The sequence below is a fragment of the Ruminococcus sp. 1001713B170207_170306_F1 genome (genome assembly GCF_015668065.1).
Classification (GTDB): domain Bacteria; phylum Bacillota; class Clostridia; order Lachnospirales; family Lachnospiraceae; genus Blautia_A; species Blautia_A faecis.
Genome location: NZ_JADPEX010000016.1, coordinates 1 through 23,643, shown reverse-complemented (window position 1 = coordinate 23,643; position 23,643 = coordinate 1). Strand labels below are relative to the sequence as shown.

Sequence of the window (23,643 nt, the reverse complement as noted above, 5' to 3'; positions counted from 1 at the left end):
AAGACTTAATCGTGAAGGCTCTCCTGAACGATTTAGTCGTAGTTAGCAGTTAGCTCGCCGCAGTGTTGCACCGCCCCGCGTGGAATATCAGCTGCGAAAGTGCGTCCGGGTAACCGTGCCTCCCGATACAACAAAAGGGACTGCAAAACAGTCCCTTTCATACTACCCAAGTTCATATTTTACATGAAGTTGTTAGGTATAAACATAATAATATCCGGTACATAAGTAACCAGGAACAACAGCCCGATCATAATAAGCACCATCGGCAAAATCTCCCGTATGACACCCTTGATCTTCGTTTTTCCAAGTCCCGAAACAATAAACAACAGCATACCAAATGGCGGTGTGGAAAGACCGATCATCATGTTCAGGCAGATCACAACGCCGAAATGAACAAGGTCAATGCCCATAGCCTGTACCAGTGGAAGAACCATTGGTACAAATACCAGCTGGATAGTACTTACATCAAGTACACAGCCAAGAAGCAGGAATACGATGTTTACGATAAACAGGAAAATGTACTTGTTATCTGTGATTCCCATAACCAGTCCTGCAACAACTCTCGGAACCTGCTCCAGAGAGATGATGTAAGAGAACAGCATGGAAGTTCCGCAAAGAAGAGCCAGTGTAGCTGTGTTGGCAGCGGATTTCTTGATGATACCCCAAAGCTTTTTCCATCCCAGTGTTTTGTAAATCAGTGCAGAAATGATCAGTGCGTATGCAGAAGCAACAGCACCAGCCTCTGTAGGAGTACAGATACCGGAATAAATTCCACCAAGAAGAATAACAACTGTAAACAGTGCCGGAAGAGCCTGCAATGTAGCTTTCAGGAACTCTCTCTTGCTCATAACCACACCTGCCGGATAATTTCTCTTATGAGAAATAAACGCAACATAGATCATAAGAAGAATGGCAAGTAAAACGCCAGGAACCATACCTCCCATAAACAGCTTACCAATGGAAGCACCGGATAACATAGCGTAAATAACCATCGGAATACTTGGCGGGAAAATTGGTCCTACCGTTGCAGAAGCGGCTGTGATGGCACAGCTAAACTCTGCGTCGTAGCCCTCTTTTTTCATCTGGTCGATCTCCATCAGACCAATACCGGAAGCATCTGCGATAGCAGAACCGGTCATACCGGAGAAAATAAGGGAAATAAATACGTTAACCTGTGCTGTACCACCTTTTAATCTTCCAAGAAGACCATTACAGAAAGAGAACAGTTTGTCTGTTACCTCACCTTCATTCAGCACATTTGCCATGAAAATAAACAGCGGCGCTGCAAGCATGGTATAGTTTGCAAACATGTTACCAGTGATAACGGTAAATACCTGGCCCAGTTTGTCCGGAGCTGCAAGCAGAAAATATGTAATAGAAGCTGCAAGCATGGAAAAAGAAACAGGCATACGGATTATGAAGCAGATCGCCATAACCACAAACAGCATAATAATCGGCATACTCATGATTCTTTTCCTCCTTCCTTGTATTCTTTAAATGCATTTCTGATATTGATACAGGTTCTGACAATGATCTCAGCCAGCATATACATAAATGGTGCAAAAACAACTGTATATGGAAGCTTCAGAACTCCTGTCACCATTTTCTTTCCAACCATGGACTGGAAACACGGTACAAAACAGGTTACCAGCAGGATTAAAAGAAATGTATTGTAAACTACTTTAAAAATAAACTGGGTACGAGGTTTTACAGCATCGTAAACCAGACCAAATACTACGTGTTCATCAGCCTCCATTGCCTTACCAACGCCGAAGAACATAGTCCACATGTAACCCAGAACAGATACCTCATAACTCCATGTTACAGGGGTTTTGAAAAAATATCTGGATACGATTGTTACCATAAAGGTAAGGAAAATTACCAAAAACGTAATGTTTGGGATAAAAACGCCAAGGAAATCGGCGATCTTTTTCCCGATCTTTTTGAAATTATCCACAGTTTCCTCTCCTCTCAGATTCACTTTTCTGCCATCGGTTTGTTCCCATTTGCAGCCACTACTGCAAAATGTATCACCTGTGCAGACAGGCCAAAAATCTGTGCTTTATTCAAAAGCCCAGGCCGTACACACAGCCTGGGACTTTTCTTTGTTATAAGTCAGACAGATGTCTCAAGTTTTGCTGTCAATTCATAGCTGATCACTATGTCTTGCCTGTTGTCACGACAATTCGTTTTACTCTTCTGCGGTTGTTGTATCAGCCATAGCCTGGATTTCGTTGTAAAGATCCATATCCCAGTCTTTGATCATATCTTCGTTTTCCATATACTTAGCCTGAACTTTTTCTTTAAACTCGTTGATGTCAGGATATGTAACAGTAAGTCCCTTCTCCTCAAAGAATTTGATCAGTTCAGCTTCTCTGTCAAGTCTTGCTGTATCGTTTACGTCTCTTGCATATTCCATAGCCTCAGTAACAGCTTCCTGCTGAGCCTCTGTCATGCTGTTCCATGTGTCACCGTTGATACATGGCATGATGGAGTCAACAACGTGGTTTGTGATTGCGATGTATTTTGTTACTTCATAGAATTTTGCACTCTCGATACTTGGAAGCGGGTTATCCTGTGCATCTACAGCGCCAGTCTGAAGTGCAGTATACAGCTCACTGAAGGAAAGTGGTGTCGGGTTTGCACCAAGTGCCTCACCAAGGAACAGCCATGCTTCGGAGTTCGGCATACGGAGAAGTAATCCGTTCATGTCATCGTAGCTGTTGATTTCTTTCTCTCTTGTGTTGATTACACGGCTTCCAAGATAGAAGCTGGAAAGAGGTTTGATGTTCAGTGTCTCTTCAATCTGTGGACGGATCTTGTTAAGTCCGATGTCACCGTTGAGAACGCTTGTCATATGCTCATAGGAGCTGAACAGATATCCGGAAGCAAACATACTGTAGGACGGAATCTGTGTTGCAATTGTCGGGAAGGAAATATATGCCAGATCTGCATCTCCGTTAAGAAGAGCATCGAACTCGTTCTCGGAAGAGAACAGAGAACCGTTGTCGTAGCATTTACATGTTACGGAACCACCGGATAATTCCTCAACTTTATCTGCAAACTCATACATAGCCTCTGTATGGGAGTCACCGCTTACAGATACTGATGTAAAGATCAGCTCTACTGCCGGGTCATTTGCTGCTGCAGCATCTGCTGCCTGTACACTGATGCTTCCTGTTAACAGCATTGTTGCTGCCATAGCTGTTGATAATACTGCTGCCATTAATCTTTTTTTCATTCTCTCATCCTCCTGTTTTTTACACACTATGTGTTTTTGTTTCCCTTTTTTCACGTATATTTGTAACCCCAATTACAAATCTTAAGAAATACCTTTCAGCCGGCCTCACGGTCCCCACCGTTCCGGCAGTTATCTCTGATTACTTTCCAAAAAAGCTCTTGCGGAAGGTCTCTGTGATCGCACAGAACTCTTCGATCTCTAATTTCTTGCTTCCTGTAAGAAGCTTATAATCCTGTCTTCTTGACTGAAGTGTCATCGGCACACCTACCAGATTCATATGGTATTTGCTGTTTACCGGATATACCTGGCACTCAACCATGGAAGCAGCGCCAAGGAAGTTCATAAGCTCCTGTGCTTTCTCCGGCTGCTCTTTATAGTTCTTGCAAAGCCATACATAAAGATCCGGATGGAAGTTTGCCATAACTCCTGAGTATCCTGCACATCCCATTTCCATGCTGCGAAGAAGTGTTGCTGCATTTGCATTGAAGATCTTTAATCCGGTGCCCTCAACTGCTTTGCATTTTGCTTCCAGCTGATCAAGATCACAGCAGGTGTCTTTCAGGAATGCAAATTTCTCAGTCTCTGCACACCATTTGAGAAGCTCTGGTGAAAGAAGTCTCTTGTATGGTGCCGGGCACTCATAAACACCGAACATATCTCCATCAATGTGATCCAGAAGATATTCAATATTTTTCTTAGCTACATCTTCGCTCTCGTTCTCTTTTGCAAACTGATTGGAAATGAAAACATATGCATCTACACCAGCATCGATTACAGTCTGAGCTTCGCGGATCTGATCCTCTACCTTCTCAGCGCAATGTCCGGAAGCAATTACTCCCATGTGCTTTGGTGTATTATTGATAATAAATTTTGCAAGCTCCACTCTCTCCTGTGGGCTCAGCTCAAACATTTCACTGGACTGACATACTGCGAAGATTCCGTCAACACCGTTCTTGTCATACCACTCAATGATTCGAAGGACTGCATCATAGTCGATCCTGTTGTCCTCTGTAAAAGGTGTGATCATAACCGGCCATACGCCGCCTGCAATTGTTTTTTTCATGCTCTTCTCCCTCTTGATGTTTACTTGTTGCTGTTCACCGGTAACGTTCCGCGATGTGTTTTTATGAACGGAATGAACAACAACATTTACTATCCACTGCAACCGCGCAATTGCTTTTCAACTGTGACTATAGTATAATATAAATAATTTAAAATTGCTTTCAGCAAAATATTTAGTACTATTTTATAACTTTGTACGAAAAAGAATACAAAACAGCACAGCATAGTGCGGTAAACAAAACAGAGTTACGGTTCACTTCGTTCACAGTAACACACTTCGCGGAACGTTACCAGTGAACAGTAGTAAAACAGACTGCAACACAATAATTCACGGACATAAGAAGAGGCGACTTGAATGGAACAGGAAATATTTGACGATTACATATGGAACGAACATAAAAAAATATTAACAGCAGATAAACATAAGATCCCGGGGCTTAGAAATCTTTCTCATTTTACACCTATGGCACCTGGCGTTCCGGTTCCTCTGCATTATCACTCTGATATCATCGAGCTTCATTTCATGGTGAAAGGCCAGCGCAAGACTTACGTTATGAAAGGCGGCGTCCGCACCAGCTACTGTGCTACCGGAAATAACCTTTTTATCACCAGACCTTATGAGCTTCATACTACAGGACATATTGCCCAGAACCGCTGCGAATTTTTTGCAATGCAGCTGGATCTGAAGGAGCACGATAATTTCCTTGGTCTGAACCAGCATTACAGCAATATTTTGTGCCATCGGCTTCTGAATATGGATCAGCACCTGTACCATGTAGGCAGTTCCCAGATTTCCATGCTGCGCACTGCTTTTAACCTGATTTCTTACGGAACAGAAGGCGACTCCATTGCCGGTGTCCAGTATCTGACCTGTGTACTTGCCAGTCTGAACTACCTGACTGCAGTTCCAGCCCAGGAAGAGATCAATGAACAGCTGAACAGTGACATCGGACATGCGCTGAAATACATTGAACAGAATATTGAAAACCCCATTACACTTCAGGAGCTTGCCCAGGCATCCAACTATTCTCTATCCCGTTTTAAAGCCAAATTTAAAGAAGAACTGGGAATTACTCCTGCTGAATACATTACCCTCCAGAAAATGGATCGGGCACAGATGCTTCTGAAGACTACAGATGATTCCATTACAGATATTGCTTACCAGCTGGGCTTTTCTTCCAGCAATTACTTCTGCTCTGTTTTCAAAAAAACCCTGAGCTACAGCCCGGCGGCATACCGCAAAAGTTTTTCCCAGTCATAGAAAATGCTGCAAAATCATTGCAAAAATGATTTTGCAGCATTTTTTTATTCCGCGTCCAGAGCGTGTTTGAAAATCATTCCCGCAATCTGCGTGCCCTGCTTTGCTGTATATTTTTCCCGGATTCAGCTGCGGCAGCTGAATCCGGGCTCAATACCCTTACTATTCTGGCTTTGCAATATCACCTGTTTAATTGATTGCAAAGGTCTGCTGTGTATCATAAAATCCGTCCTGATACATGACGTAGATTTCATAATTATCTGCATTCATTCCCTGAAGCGGCACCGGGATATTTTCATAGAAATCCAGAAATGTTTCCATATGCAGACGAACCTCTGTTGTATCATAAACATAGGTATTCTTCTCCCCTTTGAAAATGATCTGGGAAATCTGATGATCATAGGTTCCTATATAGAGCACTTTTCCAGTAATGTTATATGTCAGGGTATCTGCCGGAAGCACCTGATCCGGTTTCTTGTTCCACAGCCATTTCCAGGTTTTCACCGGCTGCCACAATTCTCCTTTGATATAATTCTCATCCAGTTCCATAGGACTTGCAAGATCGTTGTAATCAATCCGCATTTCCTCTGCACGGTAAAAGGTTTTCTTAAGACAGTACTGATTCAGGACCTTCTCTGTATCGTAGTCAAACTCGTAGGTCATTCCCTTCCAGCCATTTTCTGCATTTGCCACATGACCGCACATTCCGAAGAAATGATTGCTGTCATCCTCATAAATCGCTGCGGATGTGATCTTGGACCATACCGTAGGAATCTTCTTAATCTGCTTCACAGTACCTTCTGCTTCATTTACAGAATATACCAGCAGGTAGGATTCCTCTGTCTTGTCATAATAGTCGATATCTTTCTTCCTTCTCCACAGGAAATGGTTATCAAACATGGTGATTTCTATAGTCTGGTCATCGCCATCCAGATCTGTATCGATCTGATATGCTGTATGCTGCTGGAACTGATAAATGAAATCACCATCTGCTTTCAGCACATATTTTTCATAGTCTGTGCCTTCCCAGAATCTTGGATCGCAAAGAATCCACTGGATTTCCTTGGTTGTCCAGTTTACCTTGATCACAGATTCCAGATTGCGGACACTGAGCAGAATAGTATCTGTCTCCGGCTGATAGGAAACCGTATTAATATGAGCCCAGTCAACCAGATTCTCGTATTTGCATTTAATAATATCCTGAAGTTTCAGTTCATTTACTACCGCACCTGTCTGCCGGTCGATTTCCTCAACTTTATCTTCACAATGGCTCTGCATGGAGCTTGTAAGCACCAGAAGATTTCCGCCTGGCTCCTTCTCAATTACCTCATGATGACTTCCCCCGGAAAGATAATACATGTTGTAAGCTCTTCCCAGATAATCCAGCTCATAAAGATTGGTAGACTGAGGCTTCTCCAGGTTCGGAACATATCCGGCAGTATCCTGCCAGATTATTCTGCAGTTGGAAAGCATGTAAAGGCCATAATTTCCAGTCTCTTTGTTCATATACCAGCGAATATCTCCCATGCAGTCATATGCAAAAGGAAGATGAGTGCTCTGTCCGTAAACCATGGTCAGATCATATGCAGATTCTCCACTGGTCTCCACAGGTTCGATCACATCCGTAAGAGACTCTGGCAAAGCTTCTGTTGTAATAGTGATCTCCTGGGAATCCTTCACTCTGCCGGAATCATCCAGAAGTTCCAGTACTACTGTATTATCCTCTCCCGGATAAAGACCAATAATGGGCACTCTGTGTGAACTGGTCGAATCTATCTCTCCGCTGATGTCTGCTGCTACAGTTTTTCCTTTCACAGTAAAGCGCACTCCGTACTCTTCTTCTGTGTCAAAAAGTACTACTGCAGTTAATGGGGAAATCTGATATGGGTTGAGAATAACCATGGGATCATCCCATGTATATCCATTTTCCTGCTCTGTCTGCAGCTGCTGGTCAATCTCATAGGAGGTTGCCACCAGTGTTTTCGCCTGAGGGATTTCAGTCTGGATATCATTCGCGGAATCATCGTTTTCCTGAATGGAAATCGTGTCATCCACATCCATGGTAACATTCAGCTTTTGACCGTAATAGCCATATTTTTTCTTCCGTTTTTCTTTTACAGAATAGGGAATTTCCTGATTGGTAAGTTTCATGTAAGTATTATAAATTCCCCGCCGCTTTTTCCAGCAAAGGCCTGCAAACAATGCAAGCAGCACCAGAAACAGAAGCAGAATGGTGATTTTTTTCTTTTTGCTCCATTTTTTCATACTGTAAGCTCCTCAAATTTTTGTCGTTATGTCCGTACAGGCTGCAAAGCCTGTAACGTCAAAATGGGTTCAAGGCTCTTGAACCCATTTTGACAAATTATATACTTATGCCTGACTGTACATATATCCCGTATTATAAAGAACACCGTCCAGTTCCAGATAAATATCCCATTCCTGACCTTCCAGCCCGTCAATTGCCGTCCAGCCCTTAACTGTAACATTTGTTCCGTCATCTCCTTCAGAAGGAGTCTGTGTCAGCTGATAAGCTCTCTGGGACTCACCGCTTATCAGGATCATCTTTCCAGCCTGCAGATCTGCTGCTGCGGTCTGGGTCTGGAAGCTTCCGTTCACACTGATCTTGCTTCCATCCAGCAGGAAATTCCAGCCATCTGGCAAAGCCTCTGCGGTGCTCACATCAATGCTGCTTTCCTCATAACTTGTCTCTCCAAGAAAACCAAGCACCTCCGGAACTGCGGATGGATCATATTTTCCTTCTGTATAAAGGGGCATGCGGAAAGAACGATAGGTCAGCGCGTTATAAGTGTCACCGGAGATCGTCAGTTCAAAGCTCAGCTCTCCATTATCTACCTGATCGATATGTGTGGTCTTGGTCAGTCCCTGTACAAACATATCTTTCGGGTAATAATCACTGCGGTTTTCTTCATCGCTATGCAGGTGGGAGCCAGCTGTGATCCACAAATGATCCTGTGTTCCATCCAGGGAAACCACACCGGAAATCCAGTCCGAATACCAGTCGGCGCCTCGCTCTTTACCATACTCAGTTACCTGGGAAACGGTCATGTTCTCTGTATCAATCTGATAAACAACCGCACGGGAATATACGTTATCACCACTTACACGGTTATCGCCATCCACACGTTTTACCTTGGCAGTACCATTGTCAAAAAGAGCAATATCTCCATTATCCAGAATGGAAACATTATGCTGTGCATAGAACCATTCGAAATCTTCTCCCTCCGGAGTAAAGAAATAAGACGGATCCACACCATCCCAGCCTGTAGGATTTCCAAGGATCCATGCCAGGGATTTGTCCTCTTTATTTACTGCTACAATGGCATCTTTGTGTCTTGCAGAAAGAAGAACCAGATCATTCTCTGCATCATAGGCAAGACCATTATTATGGAACCAGTCAGCTTCCTCACTTCCGTCTGAATCCATAGAAGCAGACTGTCCATCTTCCTGGCTGATGAGATCCTTCATGTCAAGCTCCCATACAACATCACCGGTCTCACGGTCAATTTCTACCACGTAGTCCTCAACTGTGCTTAAGTCCGGGCTGTCAGAAGCCACCAGGAGATTGCCATCCGGAAGCTCCACGAAATCGTGATGCTGGCCACCAGGAATCATGTATTCGCGGTAAATTTTTCCCAGAAGGTCGACTTCGATCATTCCTTCTTTATAGTAGCTGCTCTTCAGCACATAGGATGCAGGCATGAGAAGATGCCCGTTCTCCAGCTGGTGAACTCCGAGAGTTCCGCCAATATTGGTAAAGAATCTAATATCTCCGGCCGCATCTACTCCATACAGGGTTCCCATAGTGGAGCAGACAAAAGTCAAGTTCGAATAATCGTAACTTGCCTCACTTTTCATCTCTGTCTGGATTGTACCGTAGTCAACACCTATATCTTCAGTTGTTACTTCAAAGGTAGCAGAAGTTCCATCATCCAGAGTGATTACAACCTCTGTGGTATCATTGTTGTAAAGACCATAAATCGGGACGATATGCTCCGTTTCCTCCTCAAAAGTTCCCGTCACATCGTTCTCTGCGGATTTTCCTTTCACAGTAACAGTTCCGCCGCAGGCTTCCTCTGTGGAAAAAACGGCAACTGCACTTAAAGGGGACATTCCATATGGATTGACTACAATCAGGGCCTCATCAAGACTGTAGCCGTTTGACGCCTCCTGAAGGAGCGCTTCGTCAACAGCAGTCTGCTGTGCAAACCGGTCAGTTACTTCCAGGGCAGCCGCCTGGGACTGGATATCTGCTGCTTCTGCTGCCTCGGAATCTGCATCCTCTGCAGTTTCTGTTTCCGGCTCATCTGTTTCTGTCTCTGCTGTAGTTTCTGTTTCTGCTGCAACTGTAGTAATAGAACCCGCTGTCATTGTCATCATTACAAGTATTGCAGCCAGTTCCCGATATCTTTTATTCTTCATGCCAGCCTCCTGTGCAATTTTATGATTTCTCAAACACGATCTAATACAAAATCCGCATTTTCATACCACCGTCATGGCAGCTGACGGATTGTCTGCATTTTTTATCATCCTTATAATGCGCAGTGATATTCCTCTGCCTCAAATGGATAGCTAAGCTCCAGACCTTCTGCATTCTCGTCAATCTCAAATGCGATCCAGCCCTCGTTGGAACCGAAATTCAAAGTGGTTCCTGCCATACGTGTCATACCAAGCTCTGAAATGAATTCATCATCCATTCTGCTATATTCATTTCCTTCACTGTCAGTCAGCTTCAGATTCGCCCAGTCCAAAGTCTCCTTGCTGCCGTCTTTCTCGATCTTCAGCTTAATCATACAGAAAGTCTTGCCTGCGTCAGCCTCTTTCTTGTAGTCGCTTGTCTCCACACCTGTATAGCCAAGTTCTACGCTTACATTCTCAAGAGAGGAATTGATCTCCACATCTTCTACTGTAATATTCCATCCTGCTGCAGAAACAACCTCGCCGTATGCATCACTGTTTGCAGTCTGGGCTGCTGTACCAGCAGAACTTCCTGCTGCTTCTGTCTCCTTGCTGTCGGCCACCTCTGCACTGTCTGCTTCTGTTGAATCACTACTTGCAGAATCCTCACCTGTACTCTCTGCTTCTGCAGCTGTGTCATCTGCCTCTGCACTGTCTTCTTCAGCGGAATCAGTACTTGCAGAATCTTCACTTGTATCTTCTGCTTCCGTGCTGTCAGTCTCTTCCTTGGCATCAGCATTGTCTGCGGCAGCTTCTGTCTTGGTATTCTCTTCCGTCTTTGTATCATTTGTGCCACCACAACCAGCCATTAAACCAGCCACCAGAACGGCTCCCATTACCTGTAATAAAACTTTTTTCTTCATTTTTTTTACTCCCTTTATTTTTCTGGTATAACTTCATTTACCTGGAGCATGTTTGAAATAAATATTCTGCCGAATGTGCCGGAATCATTTTTCAAACACGCTCTGGTCGTGTTATCAACTATTATAACATAGTTCCGCAATAAAGCAGAAACACTTTCTTAATATTGCCTGTAAAAATTTAAAGTTTTACTATTTCCACCATTCACAGCAACACGCTTCGCAGAATGTTACCAGTGAACAGCAGCATTAAATCACTTAATTTTTATATTTTGTTCCAAATCATAAAATTCGTTCTGATATACAACATAAATCTCATAATCATCCGCTTCCATTCCCTGCAGCGGTACCGGAATGTTCTCATAGAACTTCAGGTAAGATTTCGTATGAAGACGGATGTCTGTAGTGTCATACACATAAGTATTTTTCTTTCCATGAAAAATAATCTGGGAAATCTGGTGATCATAAGCGCCTGCATAAAGCACCTGTCCGGTAAGATGCAATGTAATCTCGCCGTCATCCAGTACCTGTTCCGGCTTCTTCTGCCAGAAGAACCAGGTCGCTTTTACAGGCTGATATAATTCTCCCATAATATAGTTGTCTTTTATTTCCATGACTGCTGCCAGATCATTCCAGTCAATTTTCATCTCTGATGCGCGATAATAATAGCTTTTGATGCTGAACTGATTGATCAGCTCTTCTGTATCATAGTCAAACTCATAGTTCATTCCTCTTCGTTTATCTTCAGAATCCTTCACATGACCGCACATGCCGAAAATATGATTACTGTCAGCATCATAAATAGCAGAAGAAGTAATGGTAGACCATACAGTAGGAATCTTTTTAATCTGCTTTACTGTCTTTTCTGCTTCATTTACAGCATAAACCAACAGATAAGATTCTTTTTCACCATCAAAGTATTGCAATACATCGGACTTTCGTACTTTTACATAATGATTATCAAACATACTGACTTCTATTGTCTGGTCATCTCCATCCAGATCTGTTTCCAGCTGGTAGGCAGTATGCTGCTGGAACTGATAAACAAAATCCCCTTCCGGCTGAAGCACATATTTCTCATATTCTGTACCCTCCCAGAATTTCGGATTGCAGAGAATCCACTGGATTTCCTTTGTCGTCCAGTTCAATTTGACCACAGATTCCAGATTTCGCGGACTGATCACAATGGTATCTGTCTCCGGCTGATAAGACACGGTGTTTAAATGAGTCCAGTCAACCCGGTCCTCATATTTCCCTCCAAAAATGTCTTCCATTATCAATTCATTTACAACTTCACCGGTCTGTCTGTCAATTTCCTGAATTTTGTCCTCAATGTGTCCTTCCAGAGAACTGGTCAGGACCAGAAGATTTCCGTCCGGCTCTTTTTCGATTACTTCATGGTGATTTCCACCCGCCACATAGTACATGGTGTAGGCGCGTCCCAGATAATCCATCTCATAGAGATTGGTTGTCTGCGGTTTGTCCTGGGATGGCATAAAAGCTTCATTGGAGGCAACTATCATCCTGCTATTTGACAACATATAAATTCCAGAAGTAAATTCTCCGCTCATGTACCAACGGATATCTCCCATACAATCATAAGCAAATGGGAAAGTTGTCCGCTGTCCATATACCATAGTCAGTTCAAATGCAGATCCCCCGCTTGTTTTCACCGGTTTCACAGCATCATCCAGTTTATCCGGAAGTTCATCCGTTGTAATAGTGATTTCCCGGGAATCTGTAACCTTGCCTGATTTATCCAGAAGCTCCAGAACAACTGTATTTTCCATTGCCGGGTAAAGACCGATCACCGGGATTCTGTGTGAAGCAGCAGATTCCACTTCTCCGCTGATATCTGCGGCTTCCGTTTTTCCCTTGACCGTAAAACGTACCGCACACTCTTCTTTTGTGTCGAAAATAATCACCGCTGTCAATGGAGAAACCTGATAAGGATTCTGGATCACCATAGGCTCCTCCCAGCTGTATCCATTCTCCAGCTCTGTCTGCAGCTGCTGATCGATTTCATAAGAGGATGCTATACGTGTGGCTTCTTTTGGAATATCTGTTTCGATCTCATTTGCAGAACCGTCATTCTCAGTTATGTAAACCGGATTTTCCAGATTCATGGAAGCATTCAATTCCTGGTCATAATATCCATATTTTTTCCTTCTTTTTTCCTGGACAGAATAAGGAATCTCCTGACCAGTAAGCTTCATATATGTATTATAGATTCCACGGCGCTTTTTCCAGCATAGAGCGGCAAACAGCACAGCTAAAATTAAAAATATAATAAATACTGCAATTTTTGTTTTTTTATTCCACTTTCTCATTTTCCCAACTCCCTGATTTCAGGAATCTGAAGCCAGAACAGCACTCCGTTCTCCAGATTTTGGGCTCCGCAGCTTCCTTTATGTTTATCCACGATCTTTCGGACCACAAAAAGTCCAAGACCAATGTTACGTACTTCATTCTCAGATGTGACTGGTTTCTTCTTCTGGGAAGTTGTGTAAAAGCTGTCCCAGATATGCTCCATCTGCTCTTCTTTAATCTGCGCTCCATCGTTGTAGACTTCCATGCGTATCTGCTTTTTCTCTTTCTTCAGAGTAATCCGGATCCGCTTTCCCTGCTCTGTATGCTGAAACGCATTCATCAGATAATTGTTTACTGCTCTTTCCAGATACATGCGGTTTCCGTATGCGAAACAGTTCTTTTCGATTTCCTGTTCCACTTTGATCTCGTTTTTGCGGAACATAGCATCATATCGAAGAAGCAGATATTCTATCATTTCTGATACATTTACACGGCTCATTTCCATAGAACTCATCTGATTGTCCAACATGGAAAAATCAAGGAGTTCTCCTACCATTCTGGACATTTTGTCCAGCTCCTCGTGAATGGAAGAATAATAGTAGGAACGATCAATCTTATCTCCTGCGATTTCCAGCATTTCCACCTGGCTGGACACTACTGCAAGAGGTGTTTTTAATTCATGGGAAATATTCGCCACAAATTCTCTCTGGCTTTCCAGAAGCTGATAGTCAGACTGCTTTGCTTTTTTCTCGGTACTTGCTTTACTCATTTTTTCTAGGAAATAGCTTAATCCCACCATCAGAAGCAAAACAACCGCCAGATATAATCTGGTTCCCTCAATCACTTCCAGAACTGACTGAACATCTTTCCGCAGGTATACATAGAATGTATGTCCATCCTGTATAATCTTCCCACGAAACATCAGAATATGCCGGGATTCCATGCGACGCTGTTCCAGGGTTCCTTCTTCTGTGTACTGGGCAATTTTGTTTTCTATGTACTTACGGGACTGCATAGTTTTCAGAGATGATCTGGACGTATAAATCTGCTCATAATTTTCATTCGCAATTATAGTCTCAAATTTTTCTTTCTGATAATCACCAAGTGTTTCTTCGTCGTCCTCGCTAAGTTCCTCAAGATCCATGTCATGAATATCTTCATACAGCTGACGCATGATTCTGGCCTTTGATGAAGTATATATGGGATAACAGCACACACTATACAGAATGACTGCCAGTGCAAAAGCAATAATCTGAATCCACAGTGCTTTCCCATTTCTCCAGAAATCTTTTTTAATTTTCATGGATGTCCTCCCCGAAGATGTAGCCCACGCCGTAAACAGTCCGGATATAATTGCAGCCTTCTCCAAGTTTTTTCCGCAGCTGCTTCACCAGAGTATCAATGGTCCGCACATCACCTGCATAATCGTATTCCCACACCGCATTCAGTATGGTATCTCTGGGCAGAACAATTCCCGGATGCTCCATGAAATAAACTATCAGATCAAATTCTTTCCTGGTGGTGGGGATATGCTGCTCTTTGTAAAATAAAAGCTGTGCATTCACATCTGCCTGCAGATCGTTGTATTCCACCATAGTCCGCAGCTTCCCGGCACGCTTCAGCACCGCCTCAATGTGCATTTTCACAAGAGCCAGAGTAAAGGGCTTGGTGATATAATCGTCTGCACCTTTCTCAAATCCGCTCATCTGGTCTGCCACGGCCGACCTTGCAGACAAAATAATAACCGGAACCTCCGATATTTTCCTGATTTCTTTCAATACGGTATATCCGGAAATATCCGGCAGCATAAGATCCAGAAGGATCAGATCCACCTTCTGCTTATTCTGGCAAAAATATTCCAGGGCTTTGTTCCCGGTCAGTGCTGTCTCTACTTCATAGTTCTGAATCCTCAGAAAGTCAGAAATCGTCTGTGCTAATTTCGGTTCATCCTCTACAACAAGAATCTCTATTTTTTTCACGGCTCTTTCCTCTCTCTTAAAGCCTGTCCCATAAGGCTTTCTGTATTTCAAACAGGCTCTTGTAATCCATTGCGGTTTCCCATCAGACAGAAGCCGCAATTTATTTAATATAGTATCATGTGATTTTGATGGAAATATGAGAAAATAAGTTTTCTTTTGACGCAGAAAAATAAAAATGCCACAAGATCACCACTTCCCGTGACTTTGCGGCATTTTTTTTAGCAACCACTTCCAAATTCTATTTTCTCATGGCTCCCTAAAGGACCTCTATCTGGCAGGCTTTCATCGCTTCCAGCGCCCGCTCATGACTCTCCGGTGTCACTCCGGCGCAGCAAAGAGAGTCTACCATGATCGGTACCTCCGGCAAAAATGCTTTCAGCAGCATAGCATTGGAAATCACACAGATATCTGTGCAAAGCCCTACCAGTGTAATGCTGTCAATGGTCTCTGATTTATTAAATTCTTTCAGGACTTTTCCCAGAGTTTCGCTGCCAAAGGTTGGCTTGTCAATGGGTCCGGACTCCAGAAGCTCTGCGATCTCCTCCCGGATCTCCCAGCCATAGGTGCCGCGGATGCAATGCTCTACAGGAAGCATTCTGCCTTCCTGGGTCTGCAGATAATCCCCGCCGTGAGTATCCCTGGTCGCCAGCACAAGACCATTGAAATTCTTCACTCTGTCCACCACATTAGGCACAATCGCTTCCGCCTCCGGTGTGCCAAGCGCTCCGTCAATAAAATCATTCTGCATATCGATCACAACTAAAATATCCATATTTTCCCCCGTACTTCACATGTTTTTTAACAGAATTTTTCTCAATCCATCCCAAACACCACATATTTTTGTAAAACTTATTTAGATTAACTATACCACTTTATTGGAATTTCGTATACCGAAACAGTCAGATTTCTGAAAGATTTTAAAAATTTTCCAAACATTGCGGATAATAATGTTTTGATGAATCTCTTCGCATATAGTATAATACAATTAACAACCACAAAAATTTAACACCGCTCACATACAAGGAGAATTACCATGACCAAGGAGAAATCCCCTGCCCGCCAGGGACCAAGATACATTTTCTATTTTCTGATGCTCGCCATTCTTGGATGGTTCATTTTCATGCAGTTTTTCGGTGCGGATGAAAGAACTGTCAGCGGAAACTCTCCGTCCCTCCTCTATCCCGGAACCTTTACCTGGGAAAAATCTGACGGCACCACTGAAGAAATCACAGTTCCCGGTTCCTATGATGTTCCCGCAGGCGAAACCATGGTCATCACATCTACCCTTCCGGCAGATTTTGATGCCTCATCTATAGCGATTCGTTCCTCCCTGCAGGACGTAAACATATACATAAACGGCACCTTAAGAGAACAGTACAGCACCAGTAAAACCCGTCTGATTGGGAAAAATTCCGCCAGCCGTTTCATTTTTTGCTCCACCTCCCATGAAGATGCCGGAAAGGAGCTCCGCATTGAACTGACCACCTACACCTCTAATTATTCCGGTGTTGTGAACCAGATTTTCTGCGGAGATAAAGCGGACATCTGGCAGCTGATCTTCAGCCATTACGGACTGGCCACTTACATCGCATTTTTCACCCTGTTTGCAGGACTGACCACCATTCTTTTCAGCCTTACCCTTGGTTTTGTGTACCACACAAGCTTTGACATGGAATATCTTGGCTGGTGCATGATAGTGGGAGCAACCTGGATGCTGGGCGAGTCCAAGATCCGCCAGCTGCTGATCCCAAACTCATCTGCCCTGGCTTCCTTATGCTTTGTTATGATCCTTCTTGGACCGATTCCCCTTCTGCTTTATGCAGACAATATACAGAATGGGCTTCACCGCAAACTTTATCATATTGTAATCGGAATCTCCCTGCTGGATTTTACAGTCTGCTCTATTCTGGCCATAGCAAATATTGCAGACTACACTGAAACCCTCCCCCTGGGGCAGATCATACTGATCGGTACATTCCTGATGGTGTTTATCCATCTCTGCCTCTACATCCGCCACAGAAAAAAAGCCTCAGACCATCTTCTGCTCCTGGCGCATTTGCTCGTTTTGCTTTGCGTTGCTGCTGAATGTGTCTCTGTATATTTTGTCACATCCCTGTCCGGTCTTTTTATCGGCATTGGAATGCTCATTCTGCTGTTTGTCAACATTGTCCGGACTCTTCGAAGCATTCAGCATATAGAGAATGAGCGCCAGCAGCTGGAGCTGGAACACAAACAGAAGCAGACAGAGAACCTCTCCCTGCAAATGATGCAGACTTTGTCCACCACCATCGAGGCCAAGGACGAGTACACCCGCGGACATTCCTACCGGGTTGCAGAATATGCCGCACTTATTGCAGCCGAGCTTGGATGGTCTTCAGAGGAAATCCAGCAGTTAAAGCATGCCGCTTACCTTCATGATATCGGAAAAATTGGTATTCCGGATCTGATCTTAAACAAGCCCTCCAGACTTACAGATGACGAGTATAATCTGATAAAAAACACACCGTCATCGGTGCAGAAATATTGAAGGATATTACCTTTGTCCCTCATATTGTTGAAGTGGCCAGAAATCATCACGAACGGTATGATGGAAATGGATATCCAGACGGGCTTTCTGGTGTCGAAATTCCCATTCATGCACGCATCACCGCAATGGCAGACAGCTATGATGCCATGAATTCCCGCAGAATTTACCGAAATGCACTTCCTCCGGAAATGATCCGGGAGGAAATCAGTAAGAACCGCGGGAAACAGTTTGATCCGGAAATTACAGATGTATTTTTAAAGCTATTAGATGAAAAGCGTGTTGTTCTCCACAATATCCGCACACAGGAAATAACAGCTCCACCAGAGGCTGACCACACCATTAACAAATTCATTTCAGAAGTAGTCAGCACCATAAAGAACCAGGAGGATTCAAAGAATTATGATTTCCTGACCGGTCTTCCTATGAGAAGCCTTGGAGAGCGGCTTATTGCAGAATTCATGCAGGAACATAACGGTTGTCTTATTTTCCTTGATATGGATAATCTGAAAAAAATCAATGACGTTTATGGACACATGGCCGGTGACCGCGCCTTAAGGAATCTGGGAACCCTGCTTTCACGCTATACAGCCAACGGTATTGCCTGTCGTCTTGGTGGAGATGAATTTCTTCTGTTTCTGCCAGACATAAGTGCTGAAAATGTGTCGAAACTAACGACACGGCTTTTCCACCACTTCCATTCCATCGCAGAAGCTGATCCTGAAATCAAAGATGCTGCTCTGTCTGCCGGTTTGTATATGTGCACTACCAGCGATACCTTTGCAGACTGTTATTCCAAAGCAGATAAGGCATTATACAATGTAAAGCAAAATGGTAAAAATCACTTTTCCTTTTATCATCAGATCAGTCATTCCTCTTCCGATTCACCAGGTACTGCCAGGGATCTTCAGCAGGTGGCAGACGCGCTTCGCAAAAGTGGCAGCTATGCAGGTGCTCTTGAACTGAATTACCGGGATTTTTCCAGGCAGTATGAATATATGCAACAGCTCATTATCCGAAGCGGAAGCCGCTGCTACCTGGTAATGCTCACACTGGAAGCCACTTCGGACACTCCCGCTCATATTGAAGAAATTGAGCAGACACTTTCCCATATGGAACAGGCTATCCAAAACACCATCCGGCGTGTGGATATCTGTACCAGATACAGTTCCATGCAGTATCTGATCATCCTGTTTCAGCCGGTTGAATCTCAGATTCCCAATATTATGGAACGTATTTTTATGCAATACTATAGAAAGGCAAAAAGCACTAACTTTCTGCCCACATATAAATATCTGTCTATGGCAGAAAATAATATGGATACAAATCAAAAATAAAAGCTTCTGACAGATACAGGATTTTTCAGTCCTGTGTCTGATTCAGAAGCTTTTATTTTTGGGGGATGACCATATCACTTTGAATATTTCTCTACTTTTTCCTCATACTCTTCCTGACTTGTTATCTCATGCTTCACAATATGCCCATGGTTCTTTTTCTTTGCAGTCAGATTCCTGCCAGGTCTTGGTGCATACTGATCCTCCGGAATCTCCAACGCATTTGCCACTGCATGAATAACCCCATTGCTGCTGTAGGTTGCTCCACTTACTGCATCTACATTCAGACTCTGCTCAGCCTTCATCTGTTCGATTACAGCTGGTGCTGCCCTGAAAAAGTATTCCTCTGTATCACAATAGGAAAGAATGGAAATATCCGTTACCTTCTGTTTTTCAACTGTAACCTGAACCTCCACATCCCCTCGAAATGCATCTGCCGAGCCGGTATAAATGCCATCTGTCAGATTCTGAAAACGTCCAGCCTCTATAAAGGATTGCTTATCTTCAGATTCTTCCTGTTCAGGTTTCTTCCCTTCACCTTCGTCATTTCCCAGTGCTTTATTCACAGCTTCAATCAAGCCGTTACTGCTGTAAGTCGCTCCGGAAACTGCATCTACATCTGTATTCTGCCTGCTGATCATCTCCTGGAAAATCCTGTTTTTCGCTCTCTCCATATAAGACTTATCATCTGCATAATCATCCAGTACAAGCTCCGTTATCTTCCCATCGGCAACCTTTACCGTAACCGTCACCTTGCCTCTGTAGCCCTCACCGGTTCCTGTGTAAATACCATTCTGAAAGTTACCTCCAGCATCATTTTCTGCCGTTTTTTTCACTGAATCTGCCGTTTTCTCTTTAGCCAGATTTCCTGCTATAAGGAGCTGTGACACCATGATGGTAGCACAGGTAACGCCCACTCCGATCAGCACTCCATATCTGCTTCTAAAGTGCGCATTCCCTTTTGGACACCAGCTTACACACTTCTGACAGCTGATACATTCTCCTCCGGCAATCCTGTCTTTCTTCGTAAGATCCATCCCCATGGTGCATTTCGAGGTACATAAATGACACTTTCCGCACTCTTCCCGCGGCTTATCAATTTTCAGGAAAGATGTCTGTGAAATCAGTGAATAAATTGCTCCCATAGGGCAAAAATATCTGCAAAAAAATCTCTGTACAAACAGTGAGCCAATAAAGATTAAAAGAAGCAGAACTCCTCCAACTGAAAGCAAAGGCTTCAATCCTGGCCAGTGTCCAAATGAAACATACTGCCCAAACACCTGCCACGGGCCGGCTGTTTTCACAGCTGTTACACCACTCCATATGAATATTATAAAGTAAAAAAGCACTGCATACTTGGCAAATCTGAATATCCGGTCAGCCTTTTTCAGGTTTCTTTTTCCCGGAAATAATGCCCGCAATCTGTGTGATCCAAGCCATAGCAAATCCTGCACTGCTCCAAAACTGCAGAAAAATCCACAGAAAAACCTTCCCACAAGTACTGTTGCCGGCACAGTTGCCAACAGCATCCATACCGAATACTTCACACTTTCCCATGAAATATTTCCCTTGTATATGCAGGAAACAATATTTCCCACAGCTGCGAATTCCCCTTCAAATAAGCCCGGAATTAAAGCGAAGGACAATATCTGGATAACCACTTTGATCCAGTTGATTTTCTTATTTTTCAGAAAGTTTTTTCTGTTCATTCTTTATACTCCTTAGAGCGGGTCTGAAAAAGACTCTAATACAAGTCTTCGATTGTAAGAAGCACCGCATTTTCTCGCGCCGCCCTTTCCTTTACTGACTCTGTGAAACCAGATTTGCTGAAAAACATAAGATACTTTTCCTCTGCATTTTTAAACATTTCTGCAGCCATAACCAGGTCATCATACTCTTCCATAGGCATTGGTTTATTTCGAAACTTACATTCACAGAGCAACACTTTCTTTCCCGTTTTATCAAACGCAAGTATATCAACATCATCCTGCGCTTTTATCAATAGATTATTCCCCCACCATTTTCCCATTTTATATGGAATAAACGGAAGTTTCTTCGCAGGAAAGCTCCAGGCCCAGCATGGAATAATAATTCTGATTTGTAAAAAGGAATCTGTACCAGAACTTATAATAATTATCTGTTATCTCATAAATCCCTTTTTTACTTGTTTCTGGCTCGGTACAGGGAACACACTTCTCAATTAATCGCAGAGTCTGCAATGTAAGCATATATTTGCTGCACTTGCTTTTCTCTTCATGAATTCGATCTGCAATCTCACGAATCTTATTACATCCATTGGAAATCGCCTCTAAAATGGAATTGTATACCGAAGGCTCTCTCAATTCAATCCTCAAAAGTGTCTGGGGTTCATCATTCAAAAAAGTCCCTTCCGTAAGCAGATTATTTTTTATATTTTCCTCCAGTGAAATCTCAGAGGAAAACGCCTCCAGATGTCATTGAAGGATTCGGTTCTGCCAGAAAAGGAAACTCATCAATAATCAATACCAATTTTTCGTCTGAAATTTTTCCTGTAATATATTCAAATTCAGCTTCCCAATTTTGAAAAGAAGATATAAAAGAGCCTTTGAAAAATGTTTGCACCATCTTGGAAAAGTCCAGAAGATTCAAAGAATCATTCTTCTCTGTGCAGAAAAAAACAGGGCTTTATGTCTGCCGGCAAATTCTCTTAAGCAGCCTCCTCGTTGTCAAATCATAAGCGCCGTAAACAAAGTATACTGTTTGCAGTAGTATACTTATAAATAGTATATTTTATTCTGTGATATTTTCAATCGATTTTCCATATTATTTTAAGAAAATATGTTCGCCAGTTTCCATATCCTCTACATCCAGGTAAATTGCCCTGCACTTTTGGGGCAATTCTTCCAGGTGCATAAGCTCAAGCCAGTTTTTGTTCCAGTCGGTGTGCCAGTGGACGAAATACCAGTGTTTGAAAGATCTGCCCTTCTTGTCGCCGCTGCCATCTGCAAGCATCTCATTAGTCTGGTTCAACTTGTCACATACCCATTGAAAATAGTTCTGAAGGGGTTCTTCTTCCCTGGCTACGTGGTAGCAGCCAAGCGTTCTCACTTGGTATAATGGGCAGGTGTGTGTGATCGCATAGTCTACTTCATAATCTTCTGCTTTCAGATTCTTATTGGAATTGGCGTAATCAGAGTCTGTAGGAAACTTTTTGGCCATCATCGCAATGTAGTCTCCATTTTTTTCTGCAGCTGGTAATAATTACTCTCTTTTCTTCATATACATTGTTTTGCGTCCTGCGCCAGTTCGTATTATAGCACCCTCATCAACCAGTTTTTTTAATGCTGATTCTACTGAGGAACTTCCAAGACTAGGACATGCAACCAGTGCATCATGTTTCGAAAACTTTCCGAGCGTGTTTTCTGAATATGTCTTTACAACATCATATGCCTTGCTTTTTTTTCCTGTTTTTTCAGCTAATACTATTCTTGCCTCAAACTCTCTATAGCACGATAGAATAATTCCTAACATATATTTAATAAATGGCTTGGGATCATTCTCTCCCTCATACCAGTTTTGATCCGCATTTTGCAAAACTTCATAATATGTTTCTTTTGTATCCGCAATAGCTTTTTCTATACTGATATACTGCCCAACAATATATCCACTTCGATATAGGAGCAATAATGTTAATAGTCTGCTCATTCGTCCATTTCCGTCATTGAAAGGATGAATACATAGAAAATCTAATATAAAATTAGGTATCAGAATGAGCGGATCTACAATACCATCCCCTATAGCTTTGTTATACTCATTGCAAAGTCGTTCTACTGCATCTGGGGTTTCGTAAGGTTCTAATGGCTTAAACAACACCACTTTCTCTCCATTTTCAAGCATCATATCAATCTCATTTGGAGTGGTCTTATATTTACCAGCATAAGAAAATGCAGTATGTTTTAACATCTCACCGTGAAGCTGCAAAATATAATTACTTCGAACAGGAATTGCTTCGTAAGCTTCATGGACAATATTTAGGACATTACGATATCCAAGTATTTCTTCTTCATCTCTATTCCTGGGCGTTGTTTTATCTTCCACAAGCTGTTTTAATCTTGCATTTGTTGTCACAATACCTTCTATCTGATTCGAACTTTCTGTACTCTGTATTTTCGCAATTTCAATCAGGCGATTAAGTTCAACGGGCTTTTGTCTTAGATACAGATCTTGTTTTCCTTTATACTCATGGATTTGTGCAACATATGCCAGAATCTCATTATCCCAGGTCCTTTCCTTAAGTTTGGAATAATCAAATACTCTCATTCCAACTCCTTTCTCCCAAGCTTCTTTTCTTTCTCCCAATATTGGCGCATTTTTGGGAGATATTCAAATATGTTGGGATAATAATATTATTGTCCTTTTTTCTTATCCTTTCAGCAACTGCACTGCCCCGCCACAGACCTTTTCGTGCACATATGCATCTCTGAATTTAATTTAAAGCTTATACTCTTCAATCATGCATTCATGTACTTTCGTTCTCTTATTATAATTCACTCCAACCAGAAGTGCATTTCCAGCATATTCTTCCAGACTTCTGCAATATTCTTTTCTTTTAATCTGGCT

Annotated in this window: 20 protein-coding genes; 3 read left to right on the top strand and 17 right to left on the bottom strand. The window is 42.7% G+C overall.

From position 1 onward, the window contains the following. Window positions 1-179: 179 nt before the first annotated feature. The 4 genes from I4V84_RS10815 to I4V84_RS10800 all read right to left on the bottom strand — a co-directional run bounded on the left by I4V84_RS10815 (window position 180) and on the right by I4V84_RS10800 (window position 4,304). Window positions 180-1,466 carry a TRAP transporter large permease gene (locus I4V84_RS10815; RefSeq protein ID WP_195991940.1) on the bottom strand — a complete coding sequence of 429 codons (1,287 nt, stop codon included), beginning with the start codon at window positions 1,464-1,466 and terminating at the stop codon, window positions 180-182. Continuing rightward, entirely contained in the window at window positions 1,463-1,957 is a 495-nt protein-coding gene (locus tag I4V84_RS10810) for a TRAP transporter small permease (RefSeq protein ID WP_195991938.1), read from the bottom strand. The genes I4V84_RS10815 and I4V84_RS10810 overlap by 4 nt, the downstream gene beginning before the upstream one ends. A gap of 234 nt (window positions 1,958-2,191) precedes the next feature. After that, on the bottom strand, window positions 2,192-3,241 hold the full coding sequence (locus tag I4V84_RS10805; RefSeq protein WP_173717183.1) for a sialic acid TRAP transporter substrate-binding protein SiaP: 1,050 nt from the start codon (window positions 3,239-3,241) through the stop codon (window positions 2,192-2,194). Window positions 3,242-3,380: 139 nt separating this feature from the next. After that, on the bottom strand, window positions 3,381-4,304 hold the full coding sequence (locus I4V84_RS10800; protein ID WP_118577896.1) for a dihydrodipicolinate synthase family protein: 924 nt from the start codon (window positions 4,302-4,304) through the stop codon (window positions 3,381-3,383). A gap of 354 nt (window positions 4,305-4,658) precedes the next feature. On the opposite strand from I4V84_RS10800, the gene I4V84_RS10795 reads away from it, so the two are divergent. Next, on the top strand, window positions 4,659-5,564 hold the full coding sequence (locus I4V84_RS10795; protein ID WP_118577895.1) for an AraC family transcriptional regulator: 906 nt from the start codon (window positions 4,659-4,661) through the stop codon (window positions 5,562-5,564). 186 nt (window positions 5,565-5,750) lie between these two features. Here the strand turns inward: I4V84_RS10795 and I4V84_RS10790 are convergent, their stop codons facing one another. The 7 genes from I4V84_RS10790 to I4V84_RS10760 all read right to left on the bottom strand — a co-directional run bounded on the left by I4V84_RS10790 (window position 5,751) and on the right by I4V84_RS10760 (window position 15,958). Further along, window positions 5,751-7,826, bottom strand: a complete 2,076-nt coding sequence (locus I4V84_RS10790) for an aryl-sulfate sulfotransferase (protein ID WP_195991936.1) — start codon at window positions 7,824-7,826, stop codon at window positions 5,751-5,753. A 105-nt stretch (window positions 7,827-7,931) separates the two neighbouring features. Beyond that, on the bottom strand, window positions 7,932-10,001 hold the full coding sequence (locus I4V84_RS10785; protein WP_195991934.1) for an aryl-sulfate sulfotransferase: 2,070 nt from the start codon (window positions 9,999-10,001) through the stop codon (window positions 7,932-7,934). A 110-nt stretch (window positions 10,002-10,111) separates the two neighbouring features. Beyond that, window positions 10,112-10,900: a DUF4352 domain-containing protein gene (locus I4V84_RS10780; protein ID WP_173770227.1), complete on the bottom strand. Its 789-nt coding sequence runs from the start codon at window positions 10,898-10,900 to the stop codon at window positions 10,112-10,114. A gap of 251 nt (window positions 10,901-11,151) precedes the next feature. Beyond that, the gene (locus tag I4V84_RS10775) at window positions 11,152-13,227 is read right to left on the bottom strand and encodes an aryl-sulfate sulfotransferase (RefSeq protein ID WP_195991932.1); all 2,076 of its coding nucleotides are present in this window, start codon (window positions 13,225-13,227) and stop codon (window positions 11,152-11,154) included. After that, window positions 13,224-14,510 carry a HAMP domain-containing sensor histidine kinase gene (locus tag I4V84_RS10770; protein ID WP_195991929.1) on the bottom strand — a complete coding sequence of 429 codons (1,287 nt, stop codon included), beginning with the start codon at window positions 14,508-14,510 and terminating at the stop codon, window positions 13,224-13,226. The genes I4V84_RS10775 and I4V84_RS10770 overlap by 4 nt, the downstream gene beginning before the upstream one ends. Next, the gene (locus I4V84_RS10765; protein ID WP_195477960.1) at window positions 14,500-15,186 is read right to left on the bottom strand and encodes a response regulator transcription factor; all 687 of its coding nucleotides are present in this window, start codon (window positions 15,184-15,186) and stop codon (window positions 14,500-14,502) included. Before I4V84_RS10765 ends, I4V84_RS10770 begins: the two co-directional genes overlap by 11 nt. A 256-nt stretch (window positions 15,187-15,442) precedes the next feature. Further along, complete coding sequence (locus tag I4V84_RS10760; protein ID WP_173770231.1) at window positions 15,443-15,958, bottom strand: cysteine hydrolase; 516 nt, start codon at window positions 15,956-15,958, stop codon at window positions 15,443-15,445. 261 nt (window positions 15,959-16,219) lie between these two features. On the opposite strand from I4V84_RS10760, the gene I4V84_RS20150 reads away from it, so the two are divergent. Both I4V84_RS20150 and I4V84_RS19940 read left to right on the top strand, forming a co-directional pair. Then, window positions 16,220-17,713 (top strand): HD domain-containing phosphohydrolase, encoded by a 1,494-nt coding sequence (locus I4V84_RS20150; protein WP_272113276.1) that lies wholly within the window; start codon window positions 16,220-16,222, stop codon window positions 17,711-17,713. Beyond that, on the top strand, window positions 17,710-19,047 hold the full coding sequence (locus tag I4V84_RS19940) for a diguanylate cyclase (RefSeq protein WP_272113274.1): 1,338 nt from the start codon (window positions 17,710-17,712) through the stop codon (window positions 19,045-19,047). Before I4V84_RS20150 ends, I4V84_RS19940 begins: the two co-directional genes overlap by 4 nt. A 74-nt stretch (window positions 19,048-19,121) precedes the next feature. Here the strand turns inward: I4V84_RS19940 and I4V84_RS10750 are convergent, their stop codons facing one another. From I4V84_RS10750 to I4V84_RS10725, 6 genes are all read right to left on the bottom strand, one after another. Beyond that, window positions 19,122-20,753 (bottom strand): FMN-binding protein, encoded by a 1,632-nt coding sequence (locus I4V84_RS10750; RefSeq protein ID WP_195991927.1) that lies wholly within the window; start codon window positions 20,751-20,753, stop codon window positions 19,122-19,124. 35 nt (window positions 20,754-20,788) lie between these two features. Then, window positions 20,789-21,073, bottom strand: coding sequence for a DUF234 domain-containing protein (locus I4V84_RS10745; RefSeq protein ID WP_207748654.1), 285 nt, complete (start codon window positions 21,071-21,073; stop codon window positions 20,789-20,791). Between the two features lies 1 nt (window position 21,074). Further along, window positions 21,075-21,422 carry an ATP-binding protein gene (locus I4V84_RS10740; RefSeq protein WP_173717191.1) on the bottom strand — a complete coding sequence of 116 codons (348 nt, stop codon included), beginning with the start codon at window positions 21,420-21,422 and terminating at the stop codon, window positions 21,075-21,077. Between the two features lie 52 nt (window positions 21,423-21,474). Further along, window positions 21,475-21,672, bottom strand: a complete 198-nt coding sequence (locus I4V84_RS10735; RefSeq protein WP_173717192.1) for a hypothetical protein — start codon at window positions 21,670-21,672, stop codon at window positions 21,475-21,477. 174 nt (window positions 21,673-21,846) lie between these two features. Then, entirely contained in the window at window positions 21,847-22,245 is a 399-nt protein-coding gene (locus I4V84_RS10730) for a hypothetical protein (RefSeq protein WP_195991925.1), read from the bottom strand. A gap of 39 nt (window positions 22,246-22,284) precedes the next feature. Then, window positions 22,285-23,382 carry a Fic family protein gene (locus I4V84_RS10725; RefSeq protein ID WP_331464536.1) on the bottom strand — a complete coding sequence of 366 codons (1,098 nt, stop codon included), beginning with the start codon at window positions 23,380-23,382 and terminating at the stop codon, window positions 22,285-22,287. Between the last annotated feature and the right edge of the window lie 261 nt (window positions 23,383-23,643).